The sequence below is a fragment of the Roseospira visakhapatnamensis genome, assembly GCF_014197915.1.
GTDB classification, from domain to species: Bacteria; Pseudomonadota; Alphaproteobacteria; order Rhodospirillales; family Rhodospirillaceae; genus Rhodospira; species Rhodospira visakhapatnamensis.
In genome coordinates, this window is record NZ_JACIGK010000031.1 from 1 (window position 1) to 26288 (window position 26288).

At 68.9% G+C, this 26288-nt stretch carries 24 protein-coding genes and 1 pseudogene; 4 read left to right on the top strand and 21 right to left on the bottom strand.

Translation table 11 applies throughout. The annotated features are described in order from the left end of the window. Window positions 1-222 precede the first annotated feature (222 nt). From GGD89_RS16265 to GGD89_RS16300, 9 genes and pseudogenes are all read right to left on the bottom strand, one after another. Entirely contained in the window at window positions 223-798 is a 576-nt protein-coding gene (locus tag GGD89_RS16265; RefSeq protein ID WP_184047369.1) for a hypothetical protein, read from the bottom strand. Between the two features lie 70 nt (window positions 799-868). Beyond that, the gene (gene dapE / locus GGD89_RS16270; protein ID WP_184047494.1) at window positions 869-2065 is read right to left on the bottom strand and encodes a succinyl-diaminopimelate desuccinylase; all 1197 of its coding nucleotides are present in this window, start codon (window positions 2063-2065) and stop codon (window positions 869-871) included. A gap of 31 nt (window positions 2066-2096) precedes the next feature. Continuing rightward, a complete protein-coding gene (dapD, locus tag GGD89_RS16275) occupies window positions 2097-2939 on the bottom strand; it encodes a 2,3,4,5-tetrahydropyridine-2,6-dicarboxylate N-succinyltransferase (RefSeq protein ID WP_184047372.1) in 843 nt (280 codons plus the stop codon). Between the two features lie 96 nt (window positions 2940-3035). Continuing rightward, window positions 3036-3758 carry a pyrimidine 5'-nucleotidase gene (locus GGD89_RS16280; RefSeq protein ID WP_246423175.1) on the bottom strand — a complete coding sequence of 241 codons (723 nt, stop codon included), beginning with the start codon at window positions 3756-3758 and terminating at the stop codon, window positions 3036-3038. Window positions 3759-3834: 76 nt separating this feature from the next. Beyond that, entirely contained in the window at window positions 3835-4503 is a 669-nt protein-coding gene (locus tag GGD89_RS16285) for a cytidylyltransferase domain-containing protein (protein WP_184047378.1), read from the bottom strand. Window positions 4504-4738: 235 nt separating this feature from the next. Continuing rightward, window positions 4739-5029, bottom strand: a complete 291-nt coding sequence (locus GGD89_RS20575) for a cold-shock protein (protein WP_343058633.1) — start codon at window positions 5027-5029, stop codon at window positions 4739-4741. 12 nt (window positions 5030-5041) lie between these two features. Further along, window positions 5042-5218: pseudogene (locus GGD89_RS20580) on the bottom strand (cold-shock protein); the annotation flags it as partial. A 364-nt stretch (window positions 5219-5582) separates the two neighbouring features. Next, window positions 5583-7568, bottom strand: coding sequence for a cyclic nucleotide-binding domain-containing protein (locus GGD89_RS16295; RefSeq protein WP_184047384.1), 1986 nt, complete (start codon window positions 7566-7568; stop codon window positions 5583-5585). Between the two features lie 73 nt (window positions 7569-7641). Further along, entirely contained in the window at window positions 7642-7920 is a 279-nt protein-coding gene (locus tag GGD89_RS16300) for a hypothetical protein (protein WP_221238522.1), read from the bottom strand. 164 nt (window positions 7921-8084) lie between these two features. Between GGD89_RS16300 and GGD89_RS16305 the strand changes: the two genes are divergently transcribed. Beyond that, complete coding sequence (locus GGD89_RS16305; RefSeq protein WP_184047387.1) at window positions 8085-8348, top strand: hypothetical protein; 264 nt, start codon at window positions 8085-8087, stop codon at window positions 8346-8348. 335 nt (window positions 8349-8683) lie between these two features. Here GGD89_RS16305 and GGD89_RS16310 read toward each other — a convergent pair whose 3' ends face one another. The 11 genes from GGD89_RS16310 to GGD89_RS16360 all read right to left on the bottom strand — a co-directional run bounded on the left by GGD89_RS16310 (window position 8684) and on the right by GGD89_RS16360 (window position 21102). After that, window positions 8684-9979, bottom strand: a complete 1296-nt coding sequence (locus GGD89_RS16310; RefSeq protein ID WP_184047390.1) for a hypothetical protein — start codon at window positions 9977-9979, stop codon at window positions 8684-8686. A gap of 121 nt (window positions 9980-10100) precedes the next feature. Next, window positions 10101-11990 carry a single-stranded-DNA-specific exonuclease RecJ gene (gene recJ / locus GGD89_RS16315; protein WP_184047393.1) on the bottom strand — a complete coding sequence of 630 codons (1890 nt, stop codon included), beginning with the start codon at window positions 11988-11990 and terminating at the stop codon, window positions 10101-10103. Next, window positions 11987-13003, bottom strand: coding sequence for a fructose-bisphosphatase class II family protein (locus tag GGD89_RS16320; RefSeq protein ID WP_184047397.1), 1017 nt, complete (start codon window positions 13001-13003; stop codon window positions 11987-11989). The genes recJ and GGD89_RS16320 overlap by 4 nt, the downstream gene beginning before the upstream one ends. 342 nt (window positions 13004-13345) lie before the next feature. Then, window positions 13346-14668 carry a homoserine dehydrogenase gene (locus tag GGD89_RS16325; RefSeq protein ID WP_246423176.1) on the bottom strand — a complete coding sequence of 441 codons (1323 nt, stop codon included), beginning with the start codon at window positions 14666-14668 and terminating at the stop codon, window positions 13346-13348. A gap of 8 nt (window positions 14669-14676) precedes the next feature. After that, window positions 14677-15897, bottom strand: coding sequence for an LL-diaminopimelate aminotransferase (locus GGD89_RS16330; protein ID WP_184047400.1), 1221 nt, complete (start codon window positions 15895-15897; stop codon window positions 14677-14679). Between the two features lie 178 nt (window positions 15898-16075). Further along, window positions 16076-17347 carry a TRAP transporter large permease gene (locus GGD89_RS16335; protein ID WP_184047404.1) on the bottom strand — a complete coding sequence of 424 codons (1272 nt, stop codon included), beginning with the start codon at window positions 17345-17347 and terminating at the stop codon, window positions 16076-16078. Beyond that, window positions 17344-17868 carry a TRAP transporter small permease gene (locus GGD89_RS16340; RefSeq protein WP_184047407.1) on the bottom strand — a complete coding sequence of 175 codons (525 nt, stop codon included), beginning with the start codon at window positions 17866-17868 and terminating at the stop codon, window positions 17344-17346. The genes GGD89_RS16335 and GGD89_RS16340 overlap by 4 nt, the downstream gene beginning before the upstream one ends. 271 nt (window positions 17869-18139) lie before the next feature. Then, on the bottom strand, window positions 18140-19162 hold the full coding sequence (locus GGD89_RS16345) for a TRAP transporter substrate-binding protein (protein WP_184047410.1): 1023 nt from the start codon (window positions 19160-19162) through the stop codon (window positions 18140-18142). Window positions 19163-19450: 288 nt separating this feature from the next. Then, window positions 19451-19975 (bottom strand): 30S ribosomal protein S9, encoded by a 525-nt coding sequence (gene rpsI / locus GGD89_RS16350; RefSeq protein WP_184047413.1) that lies wholly within the window; start codon window positions 19973-19975, stop codon window positions 19451-19453. A gap of 3 nt (window positions 19976-19978) precedes the next feature. Beyond that, window positions 19979-20443 carry a 50S ribosomal protein L13 gene (gene rplM / locus GGD89_RS16355; RefSeq protein ID WP_184047416.1) on the bottom strand — a complete coding sequence of 155 codons (465 nt, stop codon included), beginning with the start codon at window positions 20441-20443 and terminating at the stop codon, window positions 19979-19981. Window positions 20444-20622: 179 nt separating this feature from the next. Beyond that, on the bottom strand, window positions 20623-21102 hold the full coding sequence (locus GGD89_RS16360; protein WP_184047419.1) for a PaaI family thioesterase: 480 nt from the start codon (window positions 21100-21102) through the stop codon (window positions 20623-20625). A gap of 176 nt (window positions 21103-21278) precedes the next feature. Here GGD89_RS16360 and GGD89_RS16365 point away from each other — a divergent pair, with 176 nt between their 5' ends. From GGD89_RS16365 to GGD89_RS16375, 3 genes are all read left to right on the top strand, one after another. After that, the gene (locus GGD89_RS16365) at window positions 21279-21944 is read left to right on the top strand and encodes a hypothetical protein (protein ID WP_184047422.1); all 666 of its coding nucleotides are present in this window, start codon (window positions 21279-21281) and stop codon (window positions 21942-21944) included. A gap of 57 nt (window positions 21945-22001) precedes the next feature. Next, window positions 22002-22847: an enoyl-CoA hydratase gene (locus tag GGD89_RS16370; RefSeq protein ID WP_184047426.1), complete on the top strand. Its 846-nt coding sequence runs from the start codon at window positions 22002-22004 to the stop codon at window positions 22845-22847. Between the two features lie 147 nt (window positions 22848-22994). Next, window positions 22995-23672: a CHAP domain-containing protein gene (locus tag GGD89_RS16375; RefSeq protein ID WP_184047429.1), complete on the top strand. Its 678-nt coding sequence runs from the start codon at window positions 22995-22997 to the stop codon at window positions 23670-23672. A gap of 46 nt (window positions 23673-23718) precedes the next feature. Here the strand turns inward: GGD89_RS16375 and GGD89_RS16380 are convergent, their stop codons facing one another. Next, window positions 23719-26253 carry a glycogen/starch/alpha-glucan phosphorylase gene (locus GGD89_RS16380; RefSeq protein WP_246423177.1) on the bottom strand — a complete coding sequence of 845 codons (2535 nt, stop codon included), beginning with the start codon at window positions 26251-26253 and terminating at the stop codon, window positions 23719-23721. Window positions 26254-26288: the final 35 nt, after the last annotated feature.

The window sequence follows — 26288 nt, forward strand, 5'->3', positions numbered from 1 at the left end:
TGAAACGCTCGTGATCCATCCAAGACCCCCTGCAAAAGGAATCTTGAATCACGTTTCCGCCCGGCTCGGAATCCCCTAATTGTCAACAGGCCCTAGTGCAGCGACGCATTCAAGGGATTCCCCCTTGAATGCAAGCGTCGCTGCACAAAATATTGTTATTAGTGCACTGATCCAGACAATAGACTGCGAACTGCATCTTTTGTCTGGATCAGTGCACTAGGTTCAGGAGGTCAGCAGACTGTAGGCGAAGACGTGGTTGAACACGCTGATGGTCAGTTGCAGGACGGTGACCCCGACCACGGACCACCAGGGCACCCGCAGGCCATGGCGCGCCAGGACGGCGGTATAGATCAGCGTCATGGCGATGATCATCAGGACCAGGCCGGTGGGCACGATGCCCAGGCGCGCGCCCAGGTCCAGCGTCATGATGGCCAGCCCGGCCACAATCTGGAACCAGTTGAACGGCACCAGGAAATGGAACGCGCGGCCGCCGAAGCCGAGGAAATCGCCCAGCGTCAGGATGACCAGCGGAAAGGCCACCCAGTCGATCACGTAGGCGATCAGCTGGATGGCGACGAACCGAACCGGGTGCGGCGCCGGGTCCAGGATGGCACCGGCCATCAGGCTGACCGCCACGGTCACCAGGAACAGGGGCAGCAAGACGACCGGACCCCAGAACGACTTGAGGAGTCCCGACGCGGAGGTCTCGAAGTAGTCCAGGCCCGTCCAGTCAAACCGCAGCACGCGAGCCACCCCGTGCAGCGCGCCGGCAATGTCCGCGGGACTGAGGAGCGGCATGGTCGTATCCGTGCTCTGAGGCGAGGTCCGAAACGCGGACGCGCGTTCCGGGCCACTCCGGGTGGGTGACTTACCCGTCCACTCCGTTTGTGTAACGTATCAGGAAATGGCGGTAAATCTCTGTCAATCCTTCCAAATCCGCACAAGCCGTGCACTCGTCGGCTTGGTGAATCGTGCGGTTCACCAGGCCGAACTCGATCACCGGGGCGATCGCCTTGATGAACCGGGCATCCGACGTGCCGCCCGATGTGGACAGGGCCGGCCGACGTCCGGTGACCGCCTCCACGGCCTCCACCAGCAGATCGGAGAGCATCCCGGGCGGCGTCAGGAAGCTCTCGCCCGACACCTGGACGTCCAGATCGAAGCGGCCCGGCTGGCCGGCCTGCACCCCCTCGCACACCGAGCGGAGATGGGCGGCCAGGCCGGCGCCGTCGTGCCGGTCGTTGAAGCGGATGTTGAAGCGCGCCACCGCCCGCCCGGGAATCACATTGGTGGCCGGATTGCCCACATCCACGCTGGTCAGGGTCAGGGTGGAGGGATCGAAGTGGTCACTGCCGTCGTCCAGGGGCGCGGCGCACAGCGCATCCAGCATGGCCATCAGACGGGGAATGGGGTTGTCCGCCAGATGGGGATAGGCCGCATGACCCTGGCGCCCGATGACCGTCAGGGTGGCGTTGAGGCTGCCGCGCCGCCCCACCTTGATCATATCGCCCAACGCCTGCGGGTTGGAAGGCTCGCCAACGATGCAGTGGTCCAGGCGCTCCCCCTCGGCGGCCAGGGTGTCCACCATCCGCGTCGTGCCATTGACGGCCGGCCCCTCCTCGTCGCCCGTGATAAGCAGCGCGATGCCGCCCTGGAGCGCCCGATCCCGGGTCTCCCGCCGCACCCGGGCGATGGCGGCGACGAAGGCGGCGATCGCCCCCTTCATGTCGACGGCCCCGCGACCATAGAGCACGCCGTCGATCACCTCGGCGGCGAACGGATCACGGGTCCAGCCGGTGCCCACCGGCACCACGTCGGTATGGCCGGCGAAACACAGCACCGGACCGGCGCCGGCCGCATCCAGGTCCAGGCGCGCATAAAGATTGTCCACCGGATCGGTACCCGGCGCCGAGAACGGCATCCGGCGACAGCGAAACCCCAGGGCCTCCAGGGCGGCTTGCAGCACGTCCAGGGCGCCGTTGTCGGTGGGCGTGACGCTGGCGCGCTGAATCAGGGCCCGTGCCAGCGGCAGCGGGTCGGTGAGCGCCGTGGGCGTCCACTCCAGACGCGGCGGCGGCGTGTCGTGGTGGCCGGAGTCAGTCACGCAGCAGGTCGTTGATCGAGACCTTGGCGCGCGTGCGTTCGTCCACGCGCTTGACGATCACGGCGCAGGACAGGCCCGGACCGGGCGAACCATCGGGCAACGGCTTGCCGGGCAGCGTGCCCGGCACCACCACGGCGTAAGCCGGCACGCGGCCCATGAAGATCTCGCCGGTGGCCCGGTCGATGATCTTGGTGGAGGCGCCGATGTACACCCCCATGGACAGCACCGCGCCTTCCTCGACGATCACGCCCTCGGCCACCTCGGCGCGGGCGCCGATGAAGCAGTTGTCCTCGATGATGACCGGCCCCGCCTGCAACGGCTCCAGCACGCCACCCAGGCCGACCCCGCCGGAGATATGCACGTTCTTGCCCACCTGGGCGCAGGAGCCCACGGTGGACCACGTGTCGATCATCGTGCCGCTGTCCACATAGGCGCCCAGGTTGACGAACGAAGGCATCAGCACGACGCCCGGGGCGATGTAGGCGGAATGACGCACGGCACAGGGGGGCACGGCGCGGAACCCGGCGGCGCGAAAGCGGGTCTCGTCCCAGCCGGCGAACTTGGACGGCACCTTGTCCCACCACGGGGCGTGGCCGACACCGCCGCCGATGGTCGCCATGTCGTTGAGGCGGAAGCTCAGCAACACCGCCTTCTTCAGCCATTGATTGACCCGCCAGGCGCCGCCGACCTTCTCGGCCACCCGGTAGACACCGCTGTCCAGGGCATCCAGAACCGTGGTCACGGCGTCGCGGACCGGGCCGGTGGTGGTCGCGCCGAGGGTGTCGCGGGCATCCCAGGCGTCTTCGATGATCGGTTCAAGGGCCTCAGGGGTCATGCGGCGTGGTTCCTGTCCTGTCACGAGCCGGCGGCATCCGGAAGCATCCGTCCCGCGATGCCGGCGCGCCCGACCATAGCCGGCGGATGGGGCAAGTCAACCGGCGCTCCTGGAGACCGGCCGGGCGGCGGTTCGCGCCGCCACCAGGTCGCCCAGCCATTGCACCAGGTCCTCGGTGATATGGTGGCAATGGCTGGTGTCGGCATCGGCGTCGAACGCCCAGTGCCACCGGTCACGCACCAGGACCGTGGTCATGCCCATGGCGGCGGCCGGGACAAGGTTCTTCAGGCTGTCCTCGAACATGGCCGAATCCTGGGGCCGCAGGCCGAACCGGTCCAGCATCGCCCGATAGGTCTCCGGCGAGGGCTTGGGGATGAACGCGCCGGCCTCGATGTCGAAGATGGCCTCGAAGTGGTGGGCGATGCCGACCCGCTCCAGCACCATCTCGGCATGGCGCAGCGAGCCATTGGTGAACACCACCTTGCGACCGTCCAGCCCCGCCAGGGCCCGGTCGAGGTCGGGCAGCGATGGGATGACGGAGTGGTCGATGTCGTGCACGGCATCCATGAAGTCATGCGGATCCATGCCATGCTCGATCATCAGGCCGCGCATGGAGGTACCGTAGAGGTGGTAGTAGTGTTTCTGGACGACGAAGGCTTCTTCCTCGGACACGTCGAGAAACCGGGCAATGAAGCGTTTCATGCGCTTGTCGATCTGTCGGAACACATCGGTCGACGCGGGATAGAGAGTGTTGTCCAGGTCGAAGACCCAGCTGACCAGATGCGGCAAGCCACAGGAAGGCGGAGGAGTCAGAGTCATGATGGGGGACCACATGGCGCGGCGGGAATGAAGCGGGCGCGACCAGCGTCGCACAGCCCGGGGTCGGGAACCAGGATCATTCCGCCAATCCAGGTCCCGCCCGCCTCTTGTGGCCGCACAGCGCCTCGGCCAGGACGAAGTCGTCCTCGTCGTCGATGTCCAGTGAGTCCAGTGTCGGCGTGGCCCACAGGAGCGGCCGGGCGCCGATGCGGTTCGCGCGGGTCCGCAGGGTCTCGGCGGTGAACAGATAGAGGCAGGAGTTCTCCTCGAACACCGGCGCCAGATCCTGAGTCGGCAGAAGGCGATCGGGATCGTGGTTCAGCGGCCGCCCGCGATCATCCCACAGCCGGATCTGGCGGCGCGTGACGGCCATCAGGCTGTCGTAACCCGGCCAGGCGGCCCGCAGGGCGGCGATCCCCGCCGTGATGGTCCCGGCCGACAGGAACGGACTGGTGGCGTGGGTCTGCAGGATCAGGCCATCGGCGTCCGGTAGCCGGGCCACCGCATCCATCAGCACGGCGTTCATGGGGGTGTCCGGCGCCGACAGGGCCACGGGGCGGTTCTGGGGAACGATCCCGGGAAAGGCCGCCTGGACGTCGTCGAGCAGACCCGGGTCGTCGCTGTTGACCACCACGGTGCCGATGTCCGGCACGGCGGTCAGGGTCCCGAGAATATGGTGGAAGAGCGGACGCCCCCCAAGCGGGCGCCGGTTCTTGCCGGGCACGCGCTGACTTTGGCCGCGCATGGGCAGGATAGCCCGGACCGGGTGCAGACACGCGGATCCGCCGGTCGCTCGGCCGGAGACGGTCATGGAGCCGGGCAGGTCGGGAAACGGAACGACGAGCGAGACGCGTCACACCCCTTGCGGCGACGCTGGCGGGCCAGTCGCCTTAAGAGAGTAGCCCAAACGCCATGCCGCCCCCTGTCCGGTTCCAGGCGGCCAGGAGACGACATGACAAAGGGGATGCGCGTGGTTCGGCTCAGATCAGTTCGACCTTGCCGGCCATCGGACCCTTCTTGCCCATGCGACAGAGCATGCGCACCCGCTGCCCGGGATCGAGCACGGACAGGCCCGAGCTTTCCAGCGCGCGGCTGCCCACATACACGTCCTTGCCGCCGCCGTCCGGGGTCACGAACCCGAACCCCTTGTCGACGCTGAAGAACTTCACCACGCCGTCAATGGTTTCACCATCCGGGTCGCCACTGTCATACCCGCCGCCGTCGTGGCTGACCTCCACGGCGGACGCGTCGATCTCATGGATGAAGGACACCTGCGGTCCCTTCTGACCCATCGACAGATCGCAGATGAGGGTCGCGCCCTCGGGAACGTCCCTGTATCCCGCGCGCTGCAGCACGGAAATGTGGAGGAACGCGTCTGGAGTACCATCCGAAAGGGCAACGAATCCGAAACCCTTGGTAGCATTGAACCACTTGACGGTGGCTGTGGACCGAGACTGCATAGCGTAGGGAGAGCCTTGCAAAATTGGAACCTAACGCGGAAGGCATACCCGAAAATCGCAGAGTCGCCAATTGTTCTTCGCATGACGGTTCGAAATTTTCCGCCCACACCCCAGGCAATCCGCCGCCGTCGGTGGCGACAAAGGCGGTCGGCGCGCCGCATCCCGGCGCCCAACACGTTGATTGAAAACACGGATCAATGACCGGCATGAGGCATTGTCCCCGCTGAAGGTGGAGGGGGGCGCCGCGCCGAGTGTCCGAGCCCCCATGTTGGCAACCCGGAGTCTTTCCGGGTCGGGAAGGACCCGTCGACCGAATCCATCCGCATCCCCGATTCCGGCCCGGCGGATCGATGGTCCTGGTCCATCAGCGCAGGTTCTCTTCCATCGGTAGGGCTTCCGGAATATCGCCCCCCGCGTCACCGGATCCGGCCGGGTCGACGCCGGGGCGGCGACCGGCCCAGGTGGGGTCCGCCGTCGGGCGGGTGGACGACTGCCGGTCGATCAGGTTCTCGACCCGACTGAGGTTGCGCGTGACCACGTCGGCTTGCCGCTTGGCGCCATTGAGTTCATAGGTGCTTGCCGCCTGGTGGAAGGCTTCCCGCGCCTGGTGCAGGGCGCCCACGTCGCGGTCGACACGGAACAGCAGGAACAGGGCCGATCCCAGGTTGTTCTGGGTCGCCGCCCACAGAAGCGGAACCTGATCGCGCGGCCGCACGTCCAGCGCCGCCGTGGCGGCCTCGGCCGCCCGCCGCAGCACCTCGGCGTTGCGTTCCTGACCCCCGTAAACCTGAAGGACCTGGGCCAGGTCGTTCATGATCTCGCCCCACCGGTCCGGCGCCTCGGCCCGCCCGAACACCTGGAGCGCGGCCTGGAAGGCGGCGATGGACTCCCGCACGGCGGCCGGATCACCCTCGGCCATGTGGACCTTGTAGGCCAGCACGCCGATGCGGTTCTTCAGGCTGGCCCACTCATGCGGGTAGAGGTCGCGGTGGAACGACTCCAGCGCCGCCTTGAAGGAGTCCATGGCCTGACGCGGCCCGACGGCGGTGCTGGCCCGATCCGCCATGGCCTGTTGCACCAGGCCCAGCGATCGGTGGAACACGCCCCACTCGGCCTCCGCATCACGCGGCAGGTGGCGGATGGCCTCCTCGTGGGCGGCGGCGGCATGTTCCAGCCAGGCGAGTTCATTGGCCCAGGCGCCCACCACCGCCAGGACATTGCCATAGCAGGCCACGATCTGCGCGGTCTCCAGGCCGCTCAGGCCGTAGGGCAGGTCCGACAGCAGGCCGCCCGCCTCCTCGGCCAGGCCGGGCAGGACCTCCAGCATGGCGTGGCCCTGCTGCTCGGTGCGCGGTTCCAGCGCCGCCTGGGCCACCGCCCGCAGCAGAACCGACCACTTCTCCTCGAAGTCCAGGGGCAGGAACAGTGCGTTCTGGGGCGACATCATGCCCACGCGCTCCGGTTCCTTGCTACTCCAGGGATTCAGGAAACGCAGCTCCAGCAACCGGCCGCTGGGGTCGGGTCCCCCCCAGATCATCAGATCGCCGCGTGCCTCCAGCAGCATCTGGCGCCCGGCGACCACCGCGCCTGCCACGGCGGTGTAGGAATCCAGGTCGCCGGAGTAAGGCACGGAGCGGTCCAGCTTGATCAACCGCACGCCCGGCAGCGCTTCCAGGCCCGCGACCACGCGGCTCCGTTGCTCGTCGGCGCCGGCCCCGGAGAACCCGGCCACCACCAGGACCTGTTGACGCCCACGCGCCACGGCGGCAAGCGCGTCGTCCGCCGCCCGGGGCGGGTCGCTGGCGCCGCGCAGGACGTTGAACACGCGGCGGAACAGGCTCCGCGAGGCGCCGCCGCTCCGTCCCGACGGGGACGACGTCGCGTATCGCGCCATGGCCTCGCCGCCGGCGGGCACCAGGGCGGTTCCGGCCCCCTCCCCGCCCCCCGCCTCCGCCTGGAGGTCGGCGGCCGGAACGTCGGCGTGCGGCTCCAGGCTGACGATGCGGTCATGGGCGCTGGCCAGCCGGCGGGACAGACGAACCAGCAGACGCAAGGTTAGATCGGGATCCTCGCCCAGGCGCCGCAGGCCGGCCTTGCGCGGGAAGACATGCAAGGTCACCTCACCCCGGGCCACGGCCATGACCCCGCGCGGGTCCTGGTCCACGGCGGGAAGGTCGCCGACCAGGTCTCCCCGGCCGATGGTGGCCAGGTGCACGAGTCCGGCGTTCCCCTCCTTGAACAAGGCGACCTCGCCCGACGCCACGAGATAGAGCGTGTCGCTGGACTCGCCCTCACGGAAGATGATGTCTCCGTTCTCGTAGCGTTCAACCGTGGGCTTGGGTGCGGCCATGGGGTATCCCGTTCGCGTGTCAGCGGCCCCGTTCGGACGGCGGGAGCCACTCAGAAGGGTCGAGGGGCATCAGTCACGGGTTCGACGGGACCGATCCGGGGACCGATCCTTCGGGCGGTTCGCCCAGGTGCAGGATGCGGTCCTTGTAGACGCGGGCCGCCCGCCGGGCCTCGCCCGTGCCATGGGCGGCCAGGACAAACGGGGCGCCCCGATCGTCGCGCCCCGTCTCCAGGGTAATCGCGCCGTCCTCCAGAAGACGGGCGAGGGTGTCCTCCGGGACATCCAGCGCCTTCGCGAGGGTCCCAAACAATACATTGATTTCATTATACATGTCCGGCGTCTGTGACACCATGCACCTCATGGGAAGCGGAACCGGGGTTGGAGGCCGACGGGCCCCCCCGCCGCATCTTTACCAGGACTGCAGGAAACTCTAAAGATGAGGTGGCATGCGTCGCGCCGCGCTCGGACGTGGGGCTCCGGATGGCCATACGGTGAGGGTACACGTGGAGGATCGCCATGAGTTACGAGCAGGTCGAGGAAGCCTGGGGCCTCATCGACGAGGCGGTGAAGCTGAAGGAAGAGGCCGGAAAGGACCTGCAACCGGACGAGTACTGGGATCCGTTGTTCGCCCAATCCGACTTGGTTGACTTGGACCGCACCAAAAGCGAGGGAGGCTCACCCCTAGCCAAGGTCTTCCTGAAATCTCCGTATGGGCTTCAGTTCCGAACCGAATACATGGACTGGATTCCCTTTCGTCATGGCGAGGTCAAGCTGGACTGAACACGGCACGCCCGACACGGTTCCGAACGGATCCACGAGGGATCCGGACCGAGGGGGCACCCGGCGTCCGTCCATCCCGGGGGTCAAGCCGGCCATGCGGGCGCGGCGCGGCCCGGCAGCGCGACACGAGTCGCGGGAACTCGTCGAGGACGCCGCCGGTCTGGTTGGCGACCGCCCCCCCCGGACACCGACCCGCAGGGGGAGCGGGCCGGGGTCGCCCTGGCACCGCTTTGCGGTGCCAAGATCTGAAACATCCGGGCGCCTGCAAGGCGCCCGGGGGCGGATGAGTCACACTCATCAGCTACGGCGACCACACGTGTCCGCTACCGCCCTGACTACAGGGCCTTGGCGAACTCGTCCGGCGCCGTCCGATAGGCCTGGAAAACAAAGGTCAGCTTGCGGTCGAAGTCTTCCGGATCGTCGCGATCCACGCGCAGTTGCGCGGCCTTCTGGGCGAACGCGCGCGCCAGCTTCGGGTTTCCCGGAACGCCAAACACGGTATCGAACACCTCGCGACCCAGCACCGCGTCGGCGACACGCAGGAACGGTGCGATCTGGGGCCGCTGCAAGAACTTGACCAGGGAGTCCACGCTGTTGGATCCGATCCGATCCAGGTGGGTGGCCATCTCGACGATGTCGGCGGTGCTCTTGGTGCGAAGACTGTCCAGCACATCGAGCTCGGCGAACACCGTCCAGAACCGCGGCCCCATGTGCGCGTGCAGGCCGCTCCGCAGGCGTTCGTACTCCTTGCCGCCGGCGCGGGTCACGCCCTGGGCCGCGCGGGGATTGGTGTCCAGCATCTCGCGCGACAGATCGCCGCAGATGGCCTGGGCCTCGTTGAAGTCGGCGCGCCCGATGCGCAGCAGGGATTCCAGGTCATCGGGTCGACGGAGGCTCAACAGCCCCTCGCCCATCTCGGCGACCAGCGTACGCGGCAAGGCCACATAGTAGGGTATCAGCGGGACCTGCCACGGATGGCGCAGGTAGGGCGCCATGGCCTCGTACAGCCGGTCCGCGCCACCCTTGTCGGTGGGCTTCCGCGCCGGATCCGAGGCCGGCTTGCGTCCGTCCCGGCTCGGCCACAAGCGGGCCACCAGGTCGAACAGACGCGCCACGAGCGAGGCACTCACCGTACCGCCCGCGCGGGCCTTGGTCTCATCGGCGTTGTGGATGCGGTCCCCGTGAGCCCGGAAGTACTTCTTCGCCGCCGTGCGGACCACCAGGGTCCGGATATCGGTGACCGACCGGCCGCAGCGCAGCGGCGTATCGTCATCGGTCACCGGCGCGCCGGTCTCCGTGACCAGCAGGGCGGCGAACAGGTCGCGCCGTTTCTCGAACAGCCTCAGACAGCCGTCCACCAGCGTCGGGGTGGCCAGGATCCCCTCGTAGTCCATGGTGCGCAGCGGCGGCAACAGCGACCGGTAGATCTCCAGCACCGGCCCCCGCAGGGTTTCATTGATGGTCTGAATGACGTGGGCCTGTCCGGCCCTCTCCTGTCCGCCCTTGTGGCTCGCCCGCTTGTCCTGTCCGGCCTTGTCCCGCGCACCCCCCTTCTTGGCCGCTTCGCCGGATCGGTTGCGGTTGGCGGCCGGTGGCGGTGGTCGGGGTGGCGATGCCGGTGTGCGTGCCATGGCGCGCGCTGGCCTCCTCGTCGAGAGCCCGGGCTCTCCGAGCGACGCGGGGTCGATCCGGGGCCGGGCGGGTTCACGATACTGCATCCCTGCCCCGACCGATAGTCACGGTCGGCGATTCTCACGCGGTTTGGATGTCGGCGGAAACGGCGATGGTCCGGGCCGTCGGGCGCTCCATCGCCGCCATCATGTCGCTGACGACGAGTTGCGGTTGCACCCGGCCCTGCCAGCGGTCGAGCCGCAGCGTGCCCGCCATGTGGACCACGGTGCCACGGCCGCACAGCAACGCCTGACCAAGGTCCTCGTCGGCGGCCTTGAAGGCAATCGCCTTGAGTCGGCCACCGGCCCGGCCCTCCAGGGCGCAGCGCACATGCCCCATGCCCACCACGTCGGCATGGACGATGCGCGCGTCGGTGATGGCGAACACCGGTTCGGGGTTGCCCGGACCGAAGGGGGCCACCTGATCCAGGCGCGCCAGCAGGTCGGCGTTGGCGCCCTCCACCGTCAGCACGCCGTCCAGGTCCATCGGCGCGTCCAGCAGCGCGCCGTCCGGCCCCATCTGATCGGCCAGGTGAGTCGCCAGGGCGGCGTGGAGGGCATCGAGTCGATCCGGGTCCAGGCTGAATCCGGCGGCCATGGGGTGCCCGCCTCCCAGGGTCAGCACCCCGGCTTCGCGCGCGGCGATGACGGCGCGTCCCAGGTCCAGCCCCGGAACCGAGCGGCCGGAGCCCTTGGCATGGTTGCCCTCGATGGCCACCACGCAGGCGGGCAGCCCGAACCGCTCCCTGAGGCGGCTGGCGACGATGCCGATCACGCCGGGGTGCCACCCCTCCCCCGCCGCCATCACCAGCGGGCCGTCGTGGGCGGCCGGGCGACCCTCCACCTGCTCGATGGCCTCCAGCAGCACCTGGGCCTCGATCTCCTTGCGATCGCGATTGAATCCGTCCAGGGCCTCGGCCAGCCGCCGAGCCTCCGTCGGATCGGCCGTGGACAGCAACCGCATGCCCATGGGCGCCTCGCCCACCCGGCCGCCGGCGTTGACGCGCGGTCCCAGGACGTAGCCGAGGTGGTAGGCCGTGGGCGCCTCCGTCACGCCGGCCACGTCGGCCAGGGCGGCCAGGCCGGCGTTGCCGCGCCGGGCCATCACCCGCAGCCCCTGGACCACATAGGCGCGGTTCAGCCCCACCAGTGGCACCACGTCGCACACCGTGCCCAGGGCCACCAGATCCAGCAAGGCCATCAGGTCCGGCGCGGTCCGCCCGGCGTCCCCGGCATACCAGCCGGCCTCGCGCAGATGCCGGTTGAGCCCGACCACCAGCAGGAAGGCCACACCCACGGCGGCCAGATCCGTATGAGGCGTGGTCTCGTCGTGCCGCTTGGGATTGACCACCGCGATCGCCTCGGGCAGGCGGTCCCCCGGGCTATGATGATCAATCACGATCACGTCCAGGCCGGCGGCGCGTGCCTCGGTCAGGGCGGTGAAGGCGGTGATGCCGCAGTCCACGGTCACCGCCACGCCCGCGCCCTTGTCGCGCAGGGACCTCAGGGCCGGCCCGTTGGGACCATAGCCCTCCGTCAGTCGGTCGGGAATATGAACCAGGACCCGGGCGCCAACGGCCTCCAGGAACCGCCGCAACACCGCGCTGGACGTCGCGCCGTCCACATCGTAGTCGCCGAACACGGCAATCGTCTCGCCGTCCCGCACCGCGCGGCCCAGGCGGGCCACCGCCGCGTCCATGTCGCGAAAGGACGACGGGTCGGGCAGTTGCGCGCGCATGCTGGGGTCGAGGAACGTCGGGGCATCATCCAGGTCGACTCCCCGGCCGGCCAGCAGACGTCCCACCACCTCGGGCAGGCCAAGCCGCTGCGACAGGGCCTCCGCGAGCCGCTCGTCGACCGGACGGGCGCGCCAGCGCCGCCCCAGCACGGAGCGGCGTCGCCACGGCTCCGGCGCCCCGGACTCGGTCTCCCGGGTGGCCGCGACGGTCGCGGGCGGCGCGCCGCCGGTCACGACGACCGGATCTCCGGCCCCTTGCGGCCCAGGTCGTGATGGGCCTCGATCCGGCGCACGGTGCCCGAGGTGGTGCGTGCCACCAGAGAGTGGGTGATGCCGGTTCCACTGTGGAAGCGAACCCCCCGCAACACGCCGCCATCGGTCACGCCGGTGGCGGCGAACATGACCTCGCCGTGCACCATGTCGGCCAGGTCCATGGTGCGGTCCACGTCGGTCAGGCCGGCGGCCCGCAACGCCTTGCGGTCGGCGGCGTCGCGCACCAGCGGTCGGCCCTGCATCCATCCCCCCAGGGACAGCATGGCGGCGGCCGACAGGATGCCCTCGCGCGCGCCACCACTGCCCATCAGCATGTCCACCCCACTGAAGGGATCGGCGGTGGCCAGGCTGCCCGAGACGTCGCCGTCCTGGATCAGTTGCACGCGGGCGCCCGCCTTGCGGACGGCGGCGACCACGGCCTCGTTGCGGGGACGATCGAGGACGCACACCACCAGGTCGGCCGGCTCCAGGCCCTTGACCCTGGCGAGCGCGCGCACGTTGTCGCCGGGCGGCTGGTCGAGGCTGAGCACGCCATCGGGCACGCCCGGACCGACCACGATCTTTTCCATGTAGGTGCCGGGGGGCGCCGGGGTGATGCCCCCCGGCTCGGCGATGACCAGCAACGCCAGCGAGTTGGGGGCGCCCGTGGCGCAGATGGTCGCGCCTTCCAGGGGTTGCGCCGCGACCTCCACCGCCGGGCCTCCGCTGGTGCCCACCGTGGTTCCCTCGCTGACGCCGGCCGTGGACTCGTTCTCGCCGGATTCCACGGGGTGATCATCCCCGATGATCACCCGGCCGGTGATGTCCACCCCATTCAGCGTCACCCACATGGCGTGACTGGCGGCGCGGAAGGCGGCGCGATCATCGCCGCGTCCCAGGTGGCGGGCGGCGGCCAGGGCGGCCGCCTCGGTCACCCGGGCCATTTCCAAAACTAGATTGCGGTTGAGAACATGAAGCGAGGCATCGGCGATCATTGGACTCTCGGCGGGTCGAGGAAAGGCACGCAAGACTGTCCCTTATACCAACGGTCATTGAGAATGACCGTTGCAGTCCGTGGCCGGCCCGCTCCCCCACCCGGCCACCCACGGCAGTATACTTGGGGTGGCCGGGTGGGGGAGCGGGCCGGTGCCGCCCTGGCACCGCCTTGCGGTGCCAGGATCTTGACCATTCGGGCGCCTGCAAGGCGCCCAGCGGAGGATGAGTCACACTCATCCTCCGCTGGTACTATAAATCCCGCCTGGACTCACACCACGGGACGAACGGTTTCGAGAGTGTAACACAACGCGGCGGACCGATGCATGCACAGCGCGCAGAGGTTATACGTCCTCAATGCGGATCAGGCAGGGCGGCTCGACGACCGCCTCAATGCGGCTGATATGGGTCAGCGCGCGGATGGCGGCGGCTTCCACCGTCTTGTGCAGCGTCATGACGACCGGCACCGTCTCGCCCGGATCGTGGCCCCGCTGCAGGATGGACTCCATGGAGACCTGCGCGTCACGCAACGCCGTGGCGATGTCGGCGAAGACCCCCGGCCGATCCACCACCATCAACCGGACATAGTAGGCGCCCACATGCGTCTCGATCGGCGCCGACGGACCTTGCCTCAGGTCGTCCACCGACACACCGAAGGCCGGCGCCGTCCGGCCGCACGTCAGGTCCATGATGTCGGCCACCACCGCCGAGGCGGTCGGCCCCGCCCCGGCGCCGCGCCCCTCCAGCATGGAGCGGCCGGCATGGTCCCCTTCCATCACCACGGCGTTGTAGACACCGTCGACGGAGGCGATCGAGCCTCCCTTCGGCACCAGGCAGGGGTGCACCCGCTGCAACACCCCGTGCTCGGTGTCCTCGGCCACGCCGAGCAGCTTGATGCGGTAGCCCAGGGCATCGGCGAAGGCGATGTCCATGGCATCGACGCGGCGGATGCCCTCGATGGACACGGCCGGGAAATCCACCGGTCGGCCGAAGGCGAGGCTGGTCAGGATGGCCAGCTTGTGCGCGGCGTCCACGCCATCCACGTCGAAGCTGGGGTCGGCCTCGGCGTACCCGAGGCGTTGCGCCTCGCCCAGCACGTCGTCGAAGCCGCGTCCCGTCTCCTGCATGGTGGTCAGGATGTAGTTGCAGGTGCCGTTGAGGATGCCGTAGATGCGCCGCACGCGGTTGCCCGCCAGCCCCTCGCGCAGGGCCTTGATGATCGGGATGCCGCCGGCCACGGCCGCCTCGTAGGCCAGATGGGCGCCGGCCTGCTCGGCCGCGCGCGCGAGATCCAGCCCGTGCACCGCCAGCAGCGCCTTGTTAGCCGTGACCACCGAGCACCCGCTGGCCAGCGCCGCCTCGACCGTGTCCCGGGCGGCGCCACTGGTGCCGCCGATCACTTCCACCACCACGTCGGCCCCGCCCTCGCGGGCCATGGCCACGGGATCATCGAACCAGGCGATGCCCGACAGGTCGCAGCCGCGATCCCGGGTCCGGTCGCGCGCGCACACGGCCGTGATCTCGACAGGCCGGCCGCAGCGCGCGGTGATCAGGTCGGCGTGGTCCTGTAACAGCCGGACGGTGCCCGCGCCGACCGTTCCCAGGCCGGCGATGGCCACCCGAAGGGGGGCGTTGCTATGGGGAACGATCCTGGGGGGCATCGCCATGGGGGATCTCAAGCCTCCGCGCGTTTGCGTTCCGAGTCCTCAAGGACTTTGTCATAGTTCGAAAGGAACAGTTTGATATTCCTGGCCGCTTGCCGGATGCGCTGACGGTTTTCGACGAGCGCGATACGGATGTGCTGGTCGCCGTGCTCGCCGAACCCGATGCCCGGCGAGACGGCCACCTTGGCTTCCTGAAGCAGAAGCTTGGAAAACTCCAGCGACCCCATGTGAGCGAAGGCCGGCGGCAGCGGCGCCCAGGCGAACATGGTCGCCGGCGGCGACGGGATCTCCCAGCCGGCCTGGGCCAGTGACTCCACCATGGTGTCGCGGCGGTCCTTGTACAGGGCGCGGATCTCGCTCACGCACTCCTGGGGGCCGTTCAGCGCCGCCGTGGCCGCCACCTGGATCGGCGTGAAGGCGCCATAGTCCAGGTAGGACTTGATGCGCGTCAGCGCCCCGATCAGGGCACGGTTGCCGGCCGCGAAGCCGATCCGCCAGCCCGGCATGCTGTAGCTCTTGGAGAGCGAGGTGAACTCCACGGCCACCTCGCGGGCGCCGGGCACCTGCAGGATCGACGGCGGCGGCTGATCGTTGAAGTAGATCTCCGAATAGGCCAGATCGGACAGGATCCAGATGCCGTGATGGCGGCAGAAGTCCACCACCTGCCCATAGAAGTCCAGGTTGGCCACCAGCGCCGTCGGATTGGACGGATAGTTCAGCAGCACGGCGATCGGCTTGGGCACCGAATGCTGGACACCGCGTTCCAGCGCCTCCAGGAAGGTGGCGTCGGGCTCGCAGGGGATATGCCGCACCGAGCCGCCGGCGATGATGAAGCCGAAGGCGTGGATCGGATAACTCGGATTGGGGGCCAGCACGATGTCGCCCGGGCTGGTGATGGCCTGGGCCAGGTTGGCCAGCCCCTCCTTGGACCCCAGGGTGACGATCACTTCCGTGTCCGGATCCACGGCCACGTTGAAGCGCCGGTCATAGTAGGCCGCCAGGGCCCGCCGCAACCCGGGAATGCCGCGCGAGGCCGAGTAGCGATGGGCGCGCGGGTTGGCGGCGGCCTCGGTCAGCTTCTCGACGATGTGCGCGGGGGTGGGCTGGTCGGGATTGCCCATGCCCAGGTCGATGATGTCCTCGCCCTCGGCGCGGGCGCGCGCCTTCATGGCGTTGACCTCGGCGAAGACATAGGGTGGCAGCCGCTTGACGCGGTAGAAGTCGCTTTGCATGGCGGGCGGAGCCCCTCGGGGTGGCACTAAGGATTACTCCGGAACGCGCCCTCGGCCGGACCGCCAGACGGCGGCGCGGCGTGACTTGGCGCGCCCCGGGAGCCCGGGACAGTGGCGCAGCCGCCGGTCGCGGTCAAGGTCCACATCGCCGGCGGCCCGCCCCGCCCATCAACGGACCCTAAAGCCGGAACGGCAGGTACAGGGCCAGGTCCGGCACCAGGTACAACACCGCCGCGATACCCAGCATGAACAGCACGAAGGGCCAGACCCCCGCCGCCACGTCGGTGATGCGGGCGCGGGCCACCGCCTGGATGACGAACAGGTTCAAGCCGACGGGCGGCGTGATCAGGGCGCATTCGATCAGCACCACGAAGAAGATGCCGAACCACACCGGATCCAGTCCCATGGGCATCAGCGCCGGATAGAGCACCGGCACCATGACCAGCAGCATGGACAGGCTTTCCAGGAACAGCCCCATCACCAGCAGCACGCCGGCCACCACGGCCACGAAGAGCGCCGGCTCGGAGATGTTGGTGGTCAGGAAGGTGGAGATGTCCTGAGGGATGCGGTACAGCGTGATCGCCTTGCCGAACAGCTTGGCCCCGGCCAGGATCAGCAGGATGCTCACCGTGGTGTTCATGGACTCGGTGACCGCCTGGCGCAGGCGTGCCCAGGTCAGCCGCCCCATGGCGGCGACGATCACCAGCGACAGCGCGAAGCCCGCCCCGGCCGCCTCGGTGGGCGTGAAGATGCCCAGATAAATCCCCAGCAAAATGAAGGCCGCGAGGGCGACGCTCGGCAGCGCCCGCAGGGTGGCGACGCCGCGCTCGGTGGCGGAGGCCCGGGGGACGCGCGTGAAGCCGCGCCCGAACCGGGCCAGCAGCATGGAATAGACGATGAAGATGCCGGCCAGCGCCAGCCCCGGCCCGACACCGGCCAGGAACAGGTCGCCGATGCTCTCTTCGGTGATGACGCCGTAGATGATCAGCGGAATCGACGGCGGGATCAGGATCCCCAGGGTGCCGCCGGCGGCCAGCAGGCCGTAGACGAAGCGGCGGTTGTAGCCGCGCTCGATCATCTCCGGGATGGCCACGGTGCCGATGGTCGCGGCCGTGGCCACCGACGAGCCCGAAATGGCCGAGAAGATGGCGCAGGACAGAATGGTCGCCACCCCCAGCCCGCCGGGCCAGTGACCGACCCAGCTTTGCACGGCGGCGAACAGGTCGCGCCCCACGCCGCACTTCAGCAGCACGTTGGACATCAGCAGGAACAGCGGCACGGCCACCAGGATGAAGCTGTCCATGGAGCTGTAGAGCGCCTGGGGCACCATGACGAGGTTGAAGTCCGCCAGGTACAGCAGCGACAGCCCCAGCATGCCCAGCGTGAAGGCGATGGGCACGCCCAGCGCCAGCAGGGCCAGCAGCGCGGCCAGGATCGCCACGGCGGTCATGAGCGCCCCTCCCCCCGGCCGTGGCCGTCACCGGCACCGTCGCGATCCCGCGCGGTCCCCGTCCAGAGGCGGCCAAGCTCCACCAGGGCCTGCGCCAGCAGCAGGCCGAAGCCCACCGGGATGGCGACCTCCGTCATCCACTTCGGCACCTGCAACATGGTGGAGGTCCGCCGTCCCTGCGCGATCGAATCACCGACGATGTCGATGCCATGCGCCACCACCACGCCGCTGAAGACCGCGATGATCACCAGCGCCAGGCTATCGCAGAGCCGCCGTCCGGTGGCGCCCAGCTTGTCGTACAGCAGCGTGATGCGGATGTTCTGGCGCTGCCGCAACACCGAGGCGGCGGCCAGATACGTGGCCCACAGCAACAGGAACTCGGAGATCTCCAGCGCCCATTTGGTGGGGGCGTTGAACACGTAGCGCAGGAACACATCGTAGGAGACCATCAGGCCAATGGCCACGAACAGCCAGGCGGCCAGTTGGCCCAGGACGTGACTGGTTTGGTCGAGGGCGCGCATCGGCGGAGAGCACCTGCAAGCAAGGGAGCGGGGCGCCATGACGGCGAACCCGGACACACCGACCTCACCGAGAGGGCGGGGCCGTGGGGCCTCGACGCGGGGCGGGACCCGCGTTCGGATGGATCATCGCTCAGAACCCGCCACGGTCCCCGCCCGCCCTCGGGGACCGCGTTCGGACGCGGCCCGACGGCGGCGCACAACACATTGTTTCCAGTGCACTTTCGATCCAGACAAAAGAACGCGGACGGCATCTTTTGTCTGGATCAGTGCCCTAGGGGCGCAGGTCGCGGGCGGCGTCCAGAAGCTGCCGGCCGAGGTCGCCGGTGGCCGCGAGGTAACTGTCGCGTACCGGTTCCACGGCCCCGTCCCAGGCGGCCAGATCCGCGTCGGTCAGTTCCACGACGTTGGCGTGCTCGCGGGTTTCCTTGATGGCCTCGGCCTCGATCACCTGGATCCGCTCGTTGATCCAGGTCTCGGCGGCGGCGGCGGACTCGGTGATGATGGCCCTGTGCTCATCGCTCAGGCCCTGCCACACATCCTCGTTGATCAGCACCACGAACTCGATGGCCGCCACGTTGGCCACGGTCACGGTGTCCATCACCTCCCACAGCTTGCGGCCGGTCACGGCGGTGATGCCGGTCAAGCCGGCGTCGACGGTGCCGCGCTGGTAGGCCATGTACTGCTCGGACCCGGAGATCAGGGTCGGCACGCCGCCCACGGCCTCGACGAAATCGCCGAGGGTCTTGCCGAACACCCGGACCTTGAGGTCCTGCATGTCGGCCGGTGTGCGCAGCGGCGTGTCCTTGGACAGCATCACGGCGCTGCCATAGGCCTGCCACCACAGCACGCGGGCGCCGGTCTCCAGGATGGCGGCGTCGATGGGTCCCCGCACCGGGCCGTCCTTGGCGGTGGCCTTGAACAGGCTGTCATAGGTGGGGAAGGTGAAGGGCACGTAGAAGAGATCCACGGCCGGGATGGTGCCGGCGAACCGGGTCAAGGAGGCCACGCCCATCTCGATGGCGCCGGAGGAGACGGCCTGCGGTACCTCCTTGTCCTTGTAGAGCTGCGCCGAATCATAGATCTCGACGGTCAGGTCGCCACCGCTCTTCTCCTCGACCAGGTCCTTGAACACCCGCATGTTCTGGCCGAGATGATGCTTCATCGGCAGTTGCAAGGTGATGCGCAAGGTCTCGGCCCGCGCCTGATCAGCCAGGCTGGTCAGGCCCAGTGACAGGCCGCAGGCCAGCGCGGCGGCGGCAACGGTGCGGCCGAGGCCGCGGCGGTGGAACGACATGGATGGCTTCTCCCTTGACGGCGCGAGTCGGTGTTTCACGTTCAAGTCCGGGGGTGTCTCGTCGGGGGCCGGGTCATCGGGCGACGGTTCATGACGGGACCTGTCGTCGCATGATTCGGGCGGCGCGCGCATCAGCGTTCGCGGGCACAGGCGCGGAGTCAACACAGGAGACGGCCGGAGGCGACCGGCGTCCACCCCCCGACCATGCCGGACACCACGAAAAGGGGGGCGTGCCCGGGCACGCCCCCCTCGGTCGTCCAGGTGGCCGGCAGGGCACCGGCCCCAGGGTCAGCGCTTGGAGAACTGGAAGCTGCGGCGGGCCTTGCGGCGACCGTACTTCTTGCGCTCCACCACACGCGAGTCCCGGGTCAGGAAGCCCTGGGCCTTCAGGGACGGCCGCAGGGTCGGATCCCAGCGGCTCATGGCATGGCTCAGGCCATGGCGCAGGGCGCCCGCCTGACCCGACAGGCCGCCGCCCTTGACGGTGCAGACGACGTCGAACTGCCCCATGGTGGCGGTCACCACGAAGGGCTGGTTGATCACCATGCGCAGCACCGGGCGCGGAAAGTAGGTCTCCAGCTGGCGACCGTTGACGGTGATGCGGCCACTCCCGGCCTTCACCCACACCCGCGCCACCGCGTTCTTGCGGCGACCGGTGGCATAGGCGCGACCCATCGCGTCGCGCTGCGGCTCGCGCTGGGGCGCGCCCTCCGGAGACACGACGCCCGGCGTCGCGGCCACGGCGGCCGCCGCGGCGGCACCGTCCCGCAGGGCGTCCTTGAGGCCGTCCAGGCCCACGCGTTCATCGGCCATGGATCAGTGACTCCTCTTGTTCTTCGGGTTGCGGGCGGCCAGGTCCAGCGGTTCGGGCTGCTGGGCCGTATGGGGGTGCTCGCCGCCGGTGTAGACCCGCAGCTTGCGGAGCTGGGCACGACCCAGGGGACCACGCGGCACCATGCGCTCGATGGCCTTTTCGACCACCCGCTGCGGGTGCTTGCCGTCCAGGATCTGCTCCATGGTCTTGCTCTTGATGCCGCCGGGATAGCCGGTGTGCCAATAGAACCGCTTCTGGGTCAGCTTGCGGCCGGTCAGGCGCACCTTGTCGGCATTGATGACCACCACGTGGTCCCCGGTATCGATGTGCGGGGTGTACATGGGCTTGTGCTTGCCCCGCAGGAGGGTGGCGACGGTGGCGGCCAGGCGGCCCAAAACGACGCCCTCGGCGTCGATCAGGTACCACTTGCGCTCCACCTCGCTCGGCTTGGCGGAATAGGTCTTCATTCGGCTCTCCGTCCGCGCCGCTGGCGACTGTTGCTGGGACTGGGAAGGAAACGGGTCGCGGGGCGCCCGATGGACGGGGGTCGCCGCGTGGAGAGGCTGTCTAAGTCATCGACATCCCCGCTGTCAACCGCGAAAAGCAGGCGAACTCAGATGATTGGCGCGTAAGGTATCTGGATACCCTATTCCCAGGACCCGGCCTCGATGGCCCGGGACACCGCCGCCGCGTCGGGATTGGGCGGCGCCGAATAGGTGCCGGTCACATGCGCCACCAGCGCGCGGTCCGCATCACCGGGCGCGGTCCCCGAGTAGAGTTCCACCTCCACCACGGTCAGCCGTTTTCCCCCTTTCAGCGCGCGCGCCTCGGCCAGGATGTCGCCCGGGGCCGGCTTGCGCAGGAAGTTAATGTGCAGGTTGGTGGTCACCGCCAGTTCCACCGGACCCAAAAGGCTGAGCACCACCGCGTACATGGCCACGTCCGCAAGCGCCATCATCGCCGGTCCGGCCACGGTGCCGCCGGGACGCACCAAATCCGGGTTGTAGATCATGCGCAACCGCCCCTGTCCGTGCGTGATGGCCTCGGTATGGATGCCCAGAAGCCGCGTGATCGGCAGTTCCCGGTCCAGGATGGCGGTGAACTCTGGCAATGAAATTCGGGACATGGGCGTCTATAGTCTCGATGAGAGGGCGCGTGGACAGTCAGCATAGATCTAGACGGCACCGTATGGAACACGGAATGACGCTGTGCGTGCACACCGCCGAACCGGTCCCGCGCCACCGCGATCACGGATCGACCCCTGAACAAGGGGCGCGGTCCATCAGAGGGGGACAGCACGGCATGGAAGCAGCAGACAAGACCCGCGCCGCCAGCCGTTGGCTGGGCATCACGGCGCCTCGGGGCATGGCCCGGGGGATGGGGCTGGGACTGGCGTTGAGCGCCGCCACGGTGGCGGTCGGATCGGAGGTCGCGGCCGGCCCGGCGGCGGTGGCCCCAGGGGACGCGCGCGCGGCCGTGGCCCGCGCCGCCGAACGGATCACGGCCGGTCAGCCGGCCGAGGCCGTGGACGCCCTGCGCGAGGCCACGCTGGCGGTGTGGAGCGCCGCGCCCCTGGACCTGGTGATGGTGTCGCAGGCCACCGGACAGGCCGAGGGCTATCGCGACTACGAGCCCCGCGAGCAAGGCCCCTACCCCGCCGGGGAACCCCTGCACCTGTACATCGAGCCCATCGGCCTTCAGTACGAGTTCGCCGAGGGCGTGTACTCCATGGGTCTGGCCGCCGACTTCCTGGTGCTGAACGGCGAGGGGACGATACTGGGGGGCCAACGCAACTTCGCCGACTTCCCGTTCACCTTCCACGTCCCGTCGACGGCGGTCTACATGACCGCGTCGTTCCAGACCGAGGGCCTGCCACCGGCCGACTATCTGCTGCAACTGACGGTGCGGGACACCATCGGCGGGGGATCCGTGACGCGGGACGTTCCGTTCTCCATCACCGAACCCTGACCCCGGCGCCCCGCCGGCGCCAGACCACAGGGCCGCCAGACCACAGGGAGGACCGTGATGACCGCCCCCGCCGCCCCGTCGACCGCCCCATCGACCGCCCCATCGACCTCCGCGTCCGATCAGCCCGACGAGCCCCTTCTCCTGCGCGACGATCGGGACGGCGTGGCGACGCTGACCCTCAACCGGCCGGCGGCGCGCAATGCCCTCTCGGTGGGCCTGATGGCCGCCCTTCGGAAGGCCGTCGCCGACATCGCCGCCGATGACTCCGTGAAAGTGGTGATCCTGGCGGCCAATGGCCCGGCCTTCTGCGCCGGCCACGACCTGAAAGAGGTGCGCGCCAACCCGGGCCGCGAGACCTACGAAGCGCTGTTCCGCCAGTGCTCCGACCTGATGCTGGCCATCGTGCGCCTGCCCAAGCCGGTGATCGCCCGGGTGCACGCCATGGCCACGGCCGCCGGCTGCCAGCTCGTGGCCACCTGCGACCTGGCGGTGGCCGCCGAGGGCGCCCGCTTCGCCACACCCGGCGTCAACATCGGCCTGTTCTGCTCCACCCCCATGGTCGCCCTGTCTCGCAACGTGGGCCGCAAGCAGGCCATGGAGATGCTGTTGACCGGCCGTCCCATCGATGCCGACGAGGCGCAAGCCTTCGGGCTGGTCAACCGGGTGGTGCCCGCCGCCGACCTGGACGCCACGGTGCGCGAGATGGCCGAGGGGCTGGTGGGCAAGTCGCCGCTGACCCTGGCCATCGGCAAGGACGCCTTTTATCGCCAACGCGACATGCCCCTGGCCGAGGCCTACGCCTATGCCAGCGAGGTGATGACCACCAACATGATGGCCCGCGACGCCGAGGAGGGCATCGACGCCTTCCTGGGCAAGCGTCCGCCGACGTGGACGGGGCGGTAGTCGCGTCCGTCGCGACCCACGCCGCCGTGACAGAGCCAAAAAACCGTTGACTTTCAAAAGATTACAGGGGTATCCTCGTTCACAATGTGAATGAGGTGCCCTATGGCCTTGTTCTCCCGTGCAAAGAGACGCCTTGGCAACGTCGCGATGCCCCCCCTGCCCCGCCGGGCCGTGCGGGCGGGAGCGATCGTGTGCCTGGGGATGGCGTTGAGCGCCTGCGCCGGTGGCCCGGACGTGGGGCATGAGGCCGGGCTCTACCCCGTGCCCACCTATACCGGCGGCGAGCGCTTCGTCTGGTGCGTGCCCTATGCGCGGCAGATCTCGGGCATCTCCATCCGGGGCGATGCCGACACCTGGTGGGGGCAGGCGTCCGGCCGCTACGCGCGTGGCAACCGCCCGGCCCCTTATGCCGTGCTGGCCCTGAAACCCACCCGGCGTTTGTCGGACGGCCATATCGGTGTGGTCACGGGTCTGGTCGGACCGCGTGAAATCCGCGTCAGTCATGCCAATTGGGGCTGGACCGGCGCAACCCGGGGACGCGTGTACACGCACATGCCCGTGATCGACGTCTCATCGGGCAACGACTGGACGGCCGTGCGCTTCAAGCACCCCGCCGTGGGGGCCTATGGCCGCGTCTATCCGGCGCTGGGCTTCATCTATTCGCCCAAGGATCCGAACGTGCGGATCGCCCGGGCGAGCCCCCCGCGACCCCGGCCGGCGGCACCGGCGCGCGTCGTCGCCCGGCCGGTCCGCGCCGCGTCGCCGCCCGCCGCCCCCGCGCCCGTCGCGGTTCCCCACACGAACGCCACCCTGCGGCTGTTCTGAGTCCGGCGCCGACCAGGGCGCCGGACTCATCGCGCGGCGGGCGCCATCATCCGACGGTTTCGCCCTCTTCCAGGCGGGCGGAAACCTTCCAGATGTCCTGGGCGTAGTCCATGACCGTGACATCGCTGGAAAACCGCCCCATGCGGGCGACGTTGAGGATGGCCTTGCGGGTCCAGGTGTCCTGGTCACGCCATGCCGTCCCCACACGCTCCTGGGTGGCAATGTAGTCCGCGTAATCGGCCATCAGCAGATAGTGATCCCCATGCCGGGTCAGGCTGTCGACGATGGGCCGGTAGCGGTCGGGGTCATCGTGGCAGAACGCCCCCCGGCCGATCATGTCCAGCACCCGGTGCAACTCCGGATCACCGGTGTAGTAGCGCCACGGGTCGTGCCCGCCGTTGTGGCGCAGCGCCTCCGCCTGCGCGGCCTCCAGCCCGAAGAAGAAGATGTTGTCCTCGCCCACTTCGTCGCCGATCTCGATATTGGCGCCGTCGCGGGTACCGATGGTCAGGGCGCCGTTCAGCGCCAGCTTCATGTTGCCGGTCCCGGACGCCTCGGTGCCGGCGGTGGAGATCTGCTCGGACAGGTCGGCCGCCGGAATGATGCGCTCGGCCACCGACACGTTGTAGTTGGGCACGAACACCAGGCGCAGCCGGCCGGCCACCACCGGGTCGGCGTTGATCACCCGGGCGACGTCGTGGATCAGGCGAACGATCAGCTTGGCCATGTAGTAGGCCGGCGCCGCCTTGCCCGCGAGGATGACGGTGCGCGGCGGCTGATCGTCGGCGCCGGCGTCCCCGTCCCGAATGCGGTTGTACAGGGTGACCACGTGCAGCACGTTCAGAAGCTGGCGCTTGTACTCGTGGATGCGCTTGACCTGCACATCGAACAGGCTGTCGGGATCCACCTCGACGCCCACGGACTGCTTGATGTAGGCGCTGAGCGCCTCCTTGTTGAGCCGCTTGACGGCGCGGAAATCGGTCTGGAAGCCGGCGTCCTCGGCCAGGGGCAGCAGGCCGCGCAGGTCCTCCAGGTTGGCCACCCAGCCGTCGCCCACATGGCGGCCGATCAGCCCCGCCAGCGGCCGGTTGGCCTCATGCAGCCAGCGGCGCGGCGTGATGCCGTTGGTCTTGTTGACGATGCGCTCGGGAAACTCGTGGTGCAGATCGGCGAAGATGCCGGCGCGCATCAACTGGGTGTGCAAGGCGGCCACGCCATTGACCCGATGGCTGCCGACGAAGGCCAGATGCGCCATGCGCACGCGGCGCTCGCCGCCTTCCTGGATCATCGACAGGCGGGCGACACGGGCGTCGTCGGGAACGGTGGAGCGACGGCGCACCCGTTCCAGGAACCGATGGTTGATCTCGTAAATGATCTCCAGGTGACGCGGCAGCATGTCCCCCAGCAGGCCGACGGGCCATGTCTCCAGCGCCTCGGGCAGGAGCGTATGGTTGGTGTAGGCGAAGGTGCCGGTGCACAGCGCCCAGGCGTCCTGCCAGTCCAGCCCGTGCTCGTCCACGAACAGGCGCATCAGTTCGGGCACGGCCAGGGCCGGATGGGTATCGTTGAGCTGGATGGCCACCTTTTCGGGGAACTTGGTGAAGTCGGTGTGGTTGCGGCGGAAGCGCCGCACGATGTCGTGCAGCGAGGCGGCGACGAAAAAGTACTCCTGCTTCAGGCGGAGCGCCTTGCCCACGCTGGTCGAATCATCGGGATAGAGCACGTTGGACAGGCTCTCGGAAAAGCTCTGCTCGGCCACGGCGTTGATGTAGTCGCCCTGGTTGAAGCGCCTCAGGTCGAACTCCCGCGACGCCCGCGCCGACCACAAGCGGATGGCGTTCACGGTCCAGCAGCCATGCCCGGCCACCAGCAGGTCGTTGGCCTGGGCCAGCACCTCGTCATTGCCGATCCACTGATGGGATTCGTGGCCGTGCGCGTCGACGCCCGCGCGCGTGTACCCGAAGAAGCGCACCGGCACCGTGCGGTCCTGGCGTTCGAAGGCCCAGACGTTGCCATTGCGCAGCCAGCGTTCCGGCAGTTCCACCTGCTGGCCGTCCTCAATGTACTGCGAGAACATGCCGTAATCATAGTAGATGCCGTACCCCCGGGCCGGAATGCCCAGGGTGGCCATGCTCTCCATCAGGCAGGCGGCGAGACGGCCCAGGCCGCCGTTGCCCAGGGCGGCCTCCGGCTCGCAATCGCAGATGGCCTGGAAGTCGAGCCCCATGTCCGTCAGCGTCTGGCGGGCGAGTTCCAGCGATCCGCTGGCCAGCAGGTTGGCCACCAGCGACCGGCCGATGAGGAACTCCATGGACAGGTAGTAGACCCGCTTGGCGTCGCTGCGATAGGCGCGGTGCGAACTGTCCATCCAGGACTCGACCATCAGGTCGCGGGTACACAGAGCGAGCGCGAGGTACCAGTCCATGGCGCCGCTGCCCACCGGCCCGCGCCCCAGGGAGTGCCGCAGGTGATTGTGCAGGCGCCGCTTCATGCCGTCGATATCGGCCCGCGGCAAGGGGGCCGCGCGGCCGTCCATGTGCACGCCGCCGCCACCGCCGCCCGTCCCGTCCGCGCTGTTCATGATGTCCTCTGTCTTGATCTGACCGATGGTCCGCC

What these genes read in the sequence shown, in the direction of transcription:
- GGD89_RS16265 (WP_184047369.1), bottom strand. Translation starts at nt 798, where the DNA reads ATGCCGCTCCTCAGTCCCGCGGACATTGCCGGCGCGCTGCACGGGGTG.
- dapD (WP_184047372.1), bottom strand. Translation starts at nt 2,939, where the DNA reads ATGACCCCTGAGGCCCTTGAACCGATCATCGAAGACGCCTGGGATGCC.
- GGD89_RS16280 (WP_246423175.1), bottom strand. Translation starts at nt 3,758, where the DNA reads ATGACTCTGACTCCTCCGCCTTCCTGTGGCTTGCCGCATCTGGTCAGC.
- GGD89_RS16285 (WP_184047378.1), bottom strand. Translation starts at nt 4,503, where the DNA reads ATGCGCGGCCAAAGTCAGCGCGTGCCCGGCAAGAACCGGCGCCCGCTT.
- GGD89_RS16295 (WP_184047384.1), bottom strand. Translation starts at nt 7,568, where the DNA reads ATGGCCGCACCCAAGCCCACGGTTGAACGCTACGAGAACGGAGACATC.
- GGD89_RS16300 (WP_221238522.1), bottom strand. Translation starts at nt 7,920, where the DNA reads ATGGTGTCACAGACGCCGGACATGTATAATGAAATCAATGTATTGTTT.
- GGD89_RS16305 (WP_184047387.1), top strand. Translation starts at nt 8,085, where the DNA reads ATGAGTTACGAGCAGGTCGAGGAAGCCTGGGGCCTCATCGACGAGGCG.
- GGD89_RS16310 (WP_184047390.1), bottom strand. Translation starts at nt 9,979, where the DNA reads ATGGCACGCACACCGGCATCGCCACCCCGACCACCGCCACCGGCCGCC.
- GGD89_RS16320 (WP_184047397.1), bottom strand. Translation starts at nt 13,003, where the DNA reads ATGATCGCCGATGCCTCGCTTCATGTTCTCAACCGCAATCTAGTTTTG.
- GGD89_RS16325 (WP_246423176.1), bottom strand. Translation starts at nt 14,668, where the DNA reads ATGGCGATGCCCCCCAGGATCGTTCCCCATAGCAACGCCCCCCTTCGG.
- GGD89_RS16330 (WP_184047400.1), bottom strand. Translation starts at nt 15,897, where the DNA reads ATGCAAAGCGACTTCTACCGCGTCAAGCGGCTGCCACCCTATGTCTTC.
- GGD89_RS16335 (WP_184047404.1), bottom strand. Translation starts at nt 17,347, where the DNA reads ATGACCGCCGTGGCGATCCTGGCCGCGCTGCTGGCCCTGCTGGCGCTG.
- GGD89_RS16340 (WP_184047407.1), bottom strand. Translation starts at nt 17,868, where the DNA reads ATGCGCGCCCTCGACCAAACCAGTCACGTCCTGGGCCAACTGGCCGCC.
- GGD89_RS16345 (WP_184047410.1), bottom strand. Translation starts at nt 19,162, where the DNA reads ATGTCGTTCCACCGCCGCGGCCTCGGCCGCACCGTTGCCGCCGCCGCG.
- rpsI (WP_184047413.1), bottom strand. Translation starts at nt 19,975, where the DNA reads ATGGCCGATGAACGCGTGGGCCTGGACGGCCTCAAGGACGCCCTGCGG.
- rplM (WP_184047416.1), bottom strand. Translation starts at nt 20,443, where the DNA reads ATGAAGACCTATTCCGCCAAGCCGAGCGAGGTGGAGCGCAAGTGGTAC.
- GGD89_RS16360 (WP_184047419.1), bottom strand. Translation starts at nt 21,102, where the DNA reads ATGTCCCGAATTTCATTGCCAGAGTTCACCGCCATCCTGGACCGGGAA.
- GGD89_RS16365 (WP_184047422.1), top strand. Translation starts at nt 21,279, where the DNA reads ATGGAAGCAGCAGACAAGACCCGCGCCGCCAGCCGTTGGCTGGGCATC.
- GGD89_RS16370 (WP_184047426.1), top strand. Translation starts at nt 22,002, where the DNA reads ATGACCGCCCCCGCCGCCCCGTCGACCGCCCCATCGACCGCCCCATCG.
- GGD89_RS16375 (WP_184047429.1), top strand. Translation starts at nt 22,995, where the DNA reads ATGCCCCCCCTGCCCCGCCGGGCCGTGCGGGCGGGAGCGATCGTGTGC.
- GGD89_RS16380 (WP_246423177.1), bottom strand. Translation starts at nt 26,253, where the DNA reads ATGAACAGCGCGGACGGGACGGGCGGCGGTGGCGGCGGCGTGCACATG.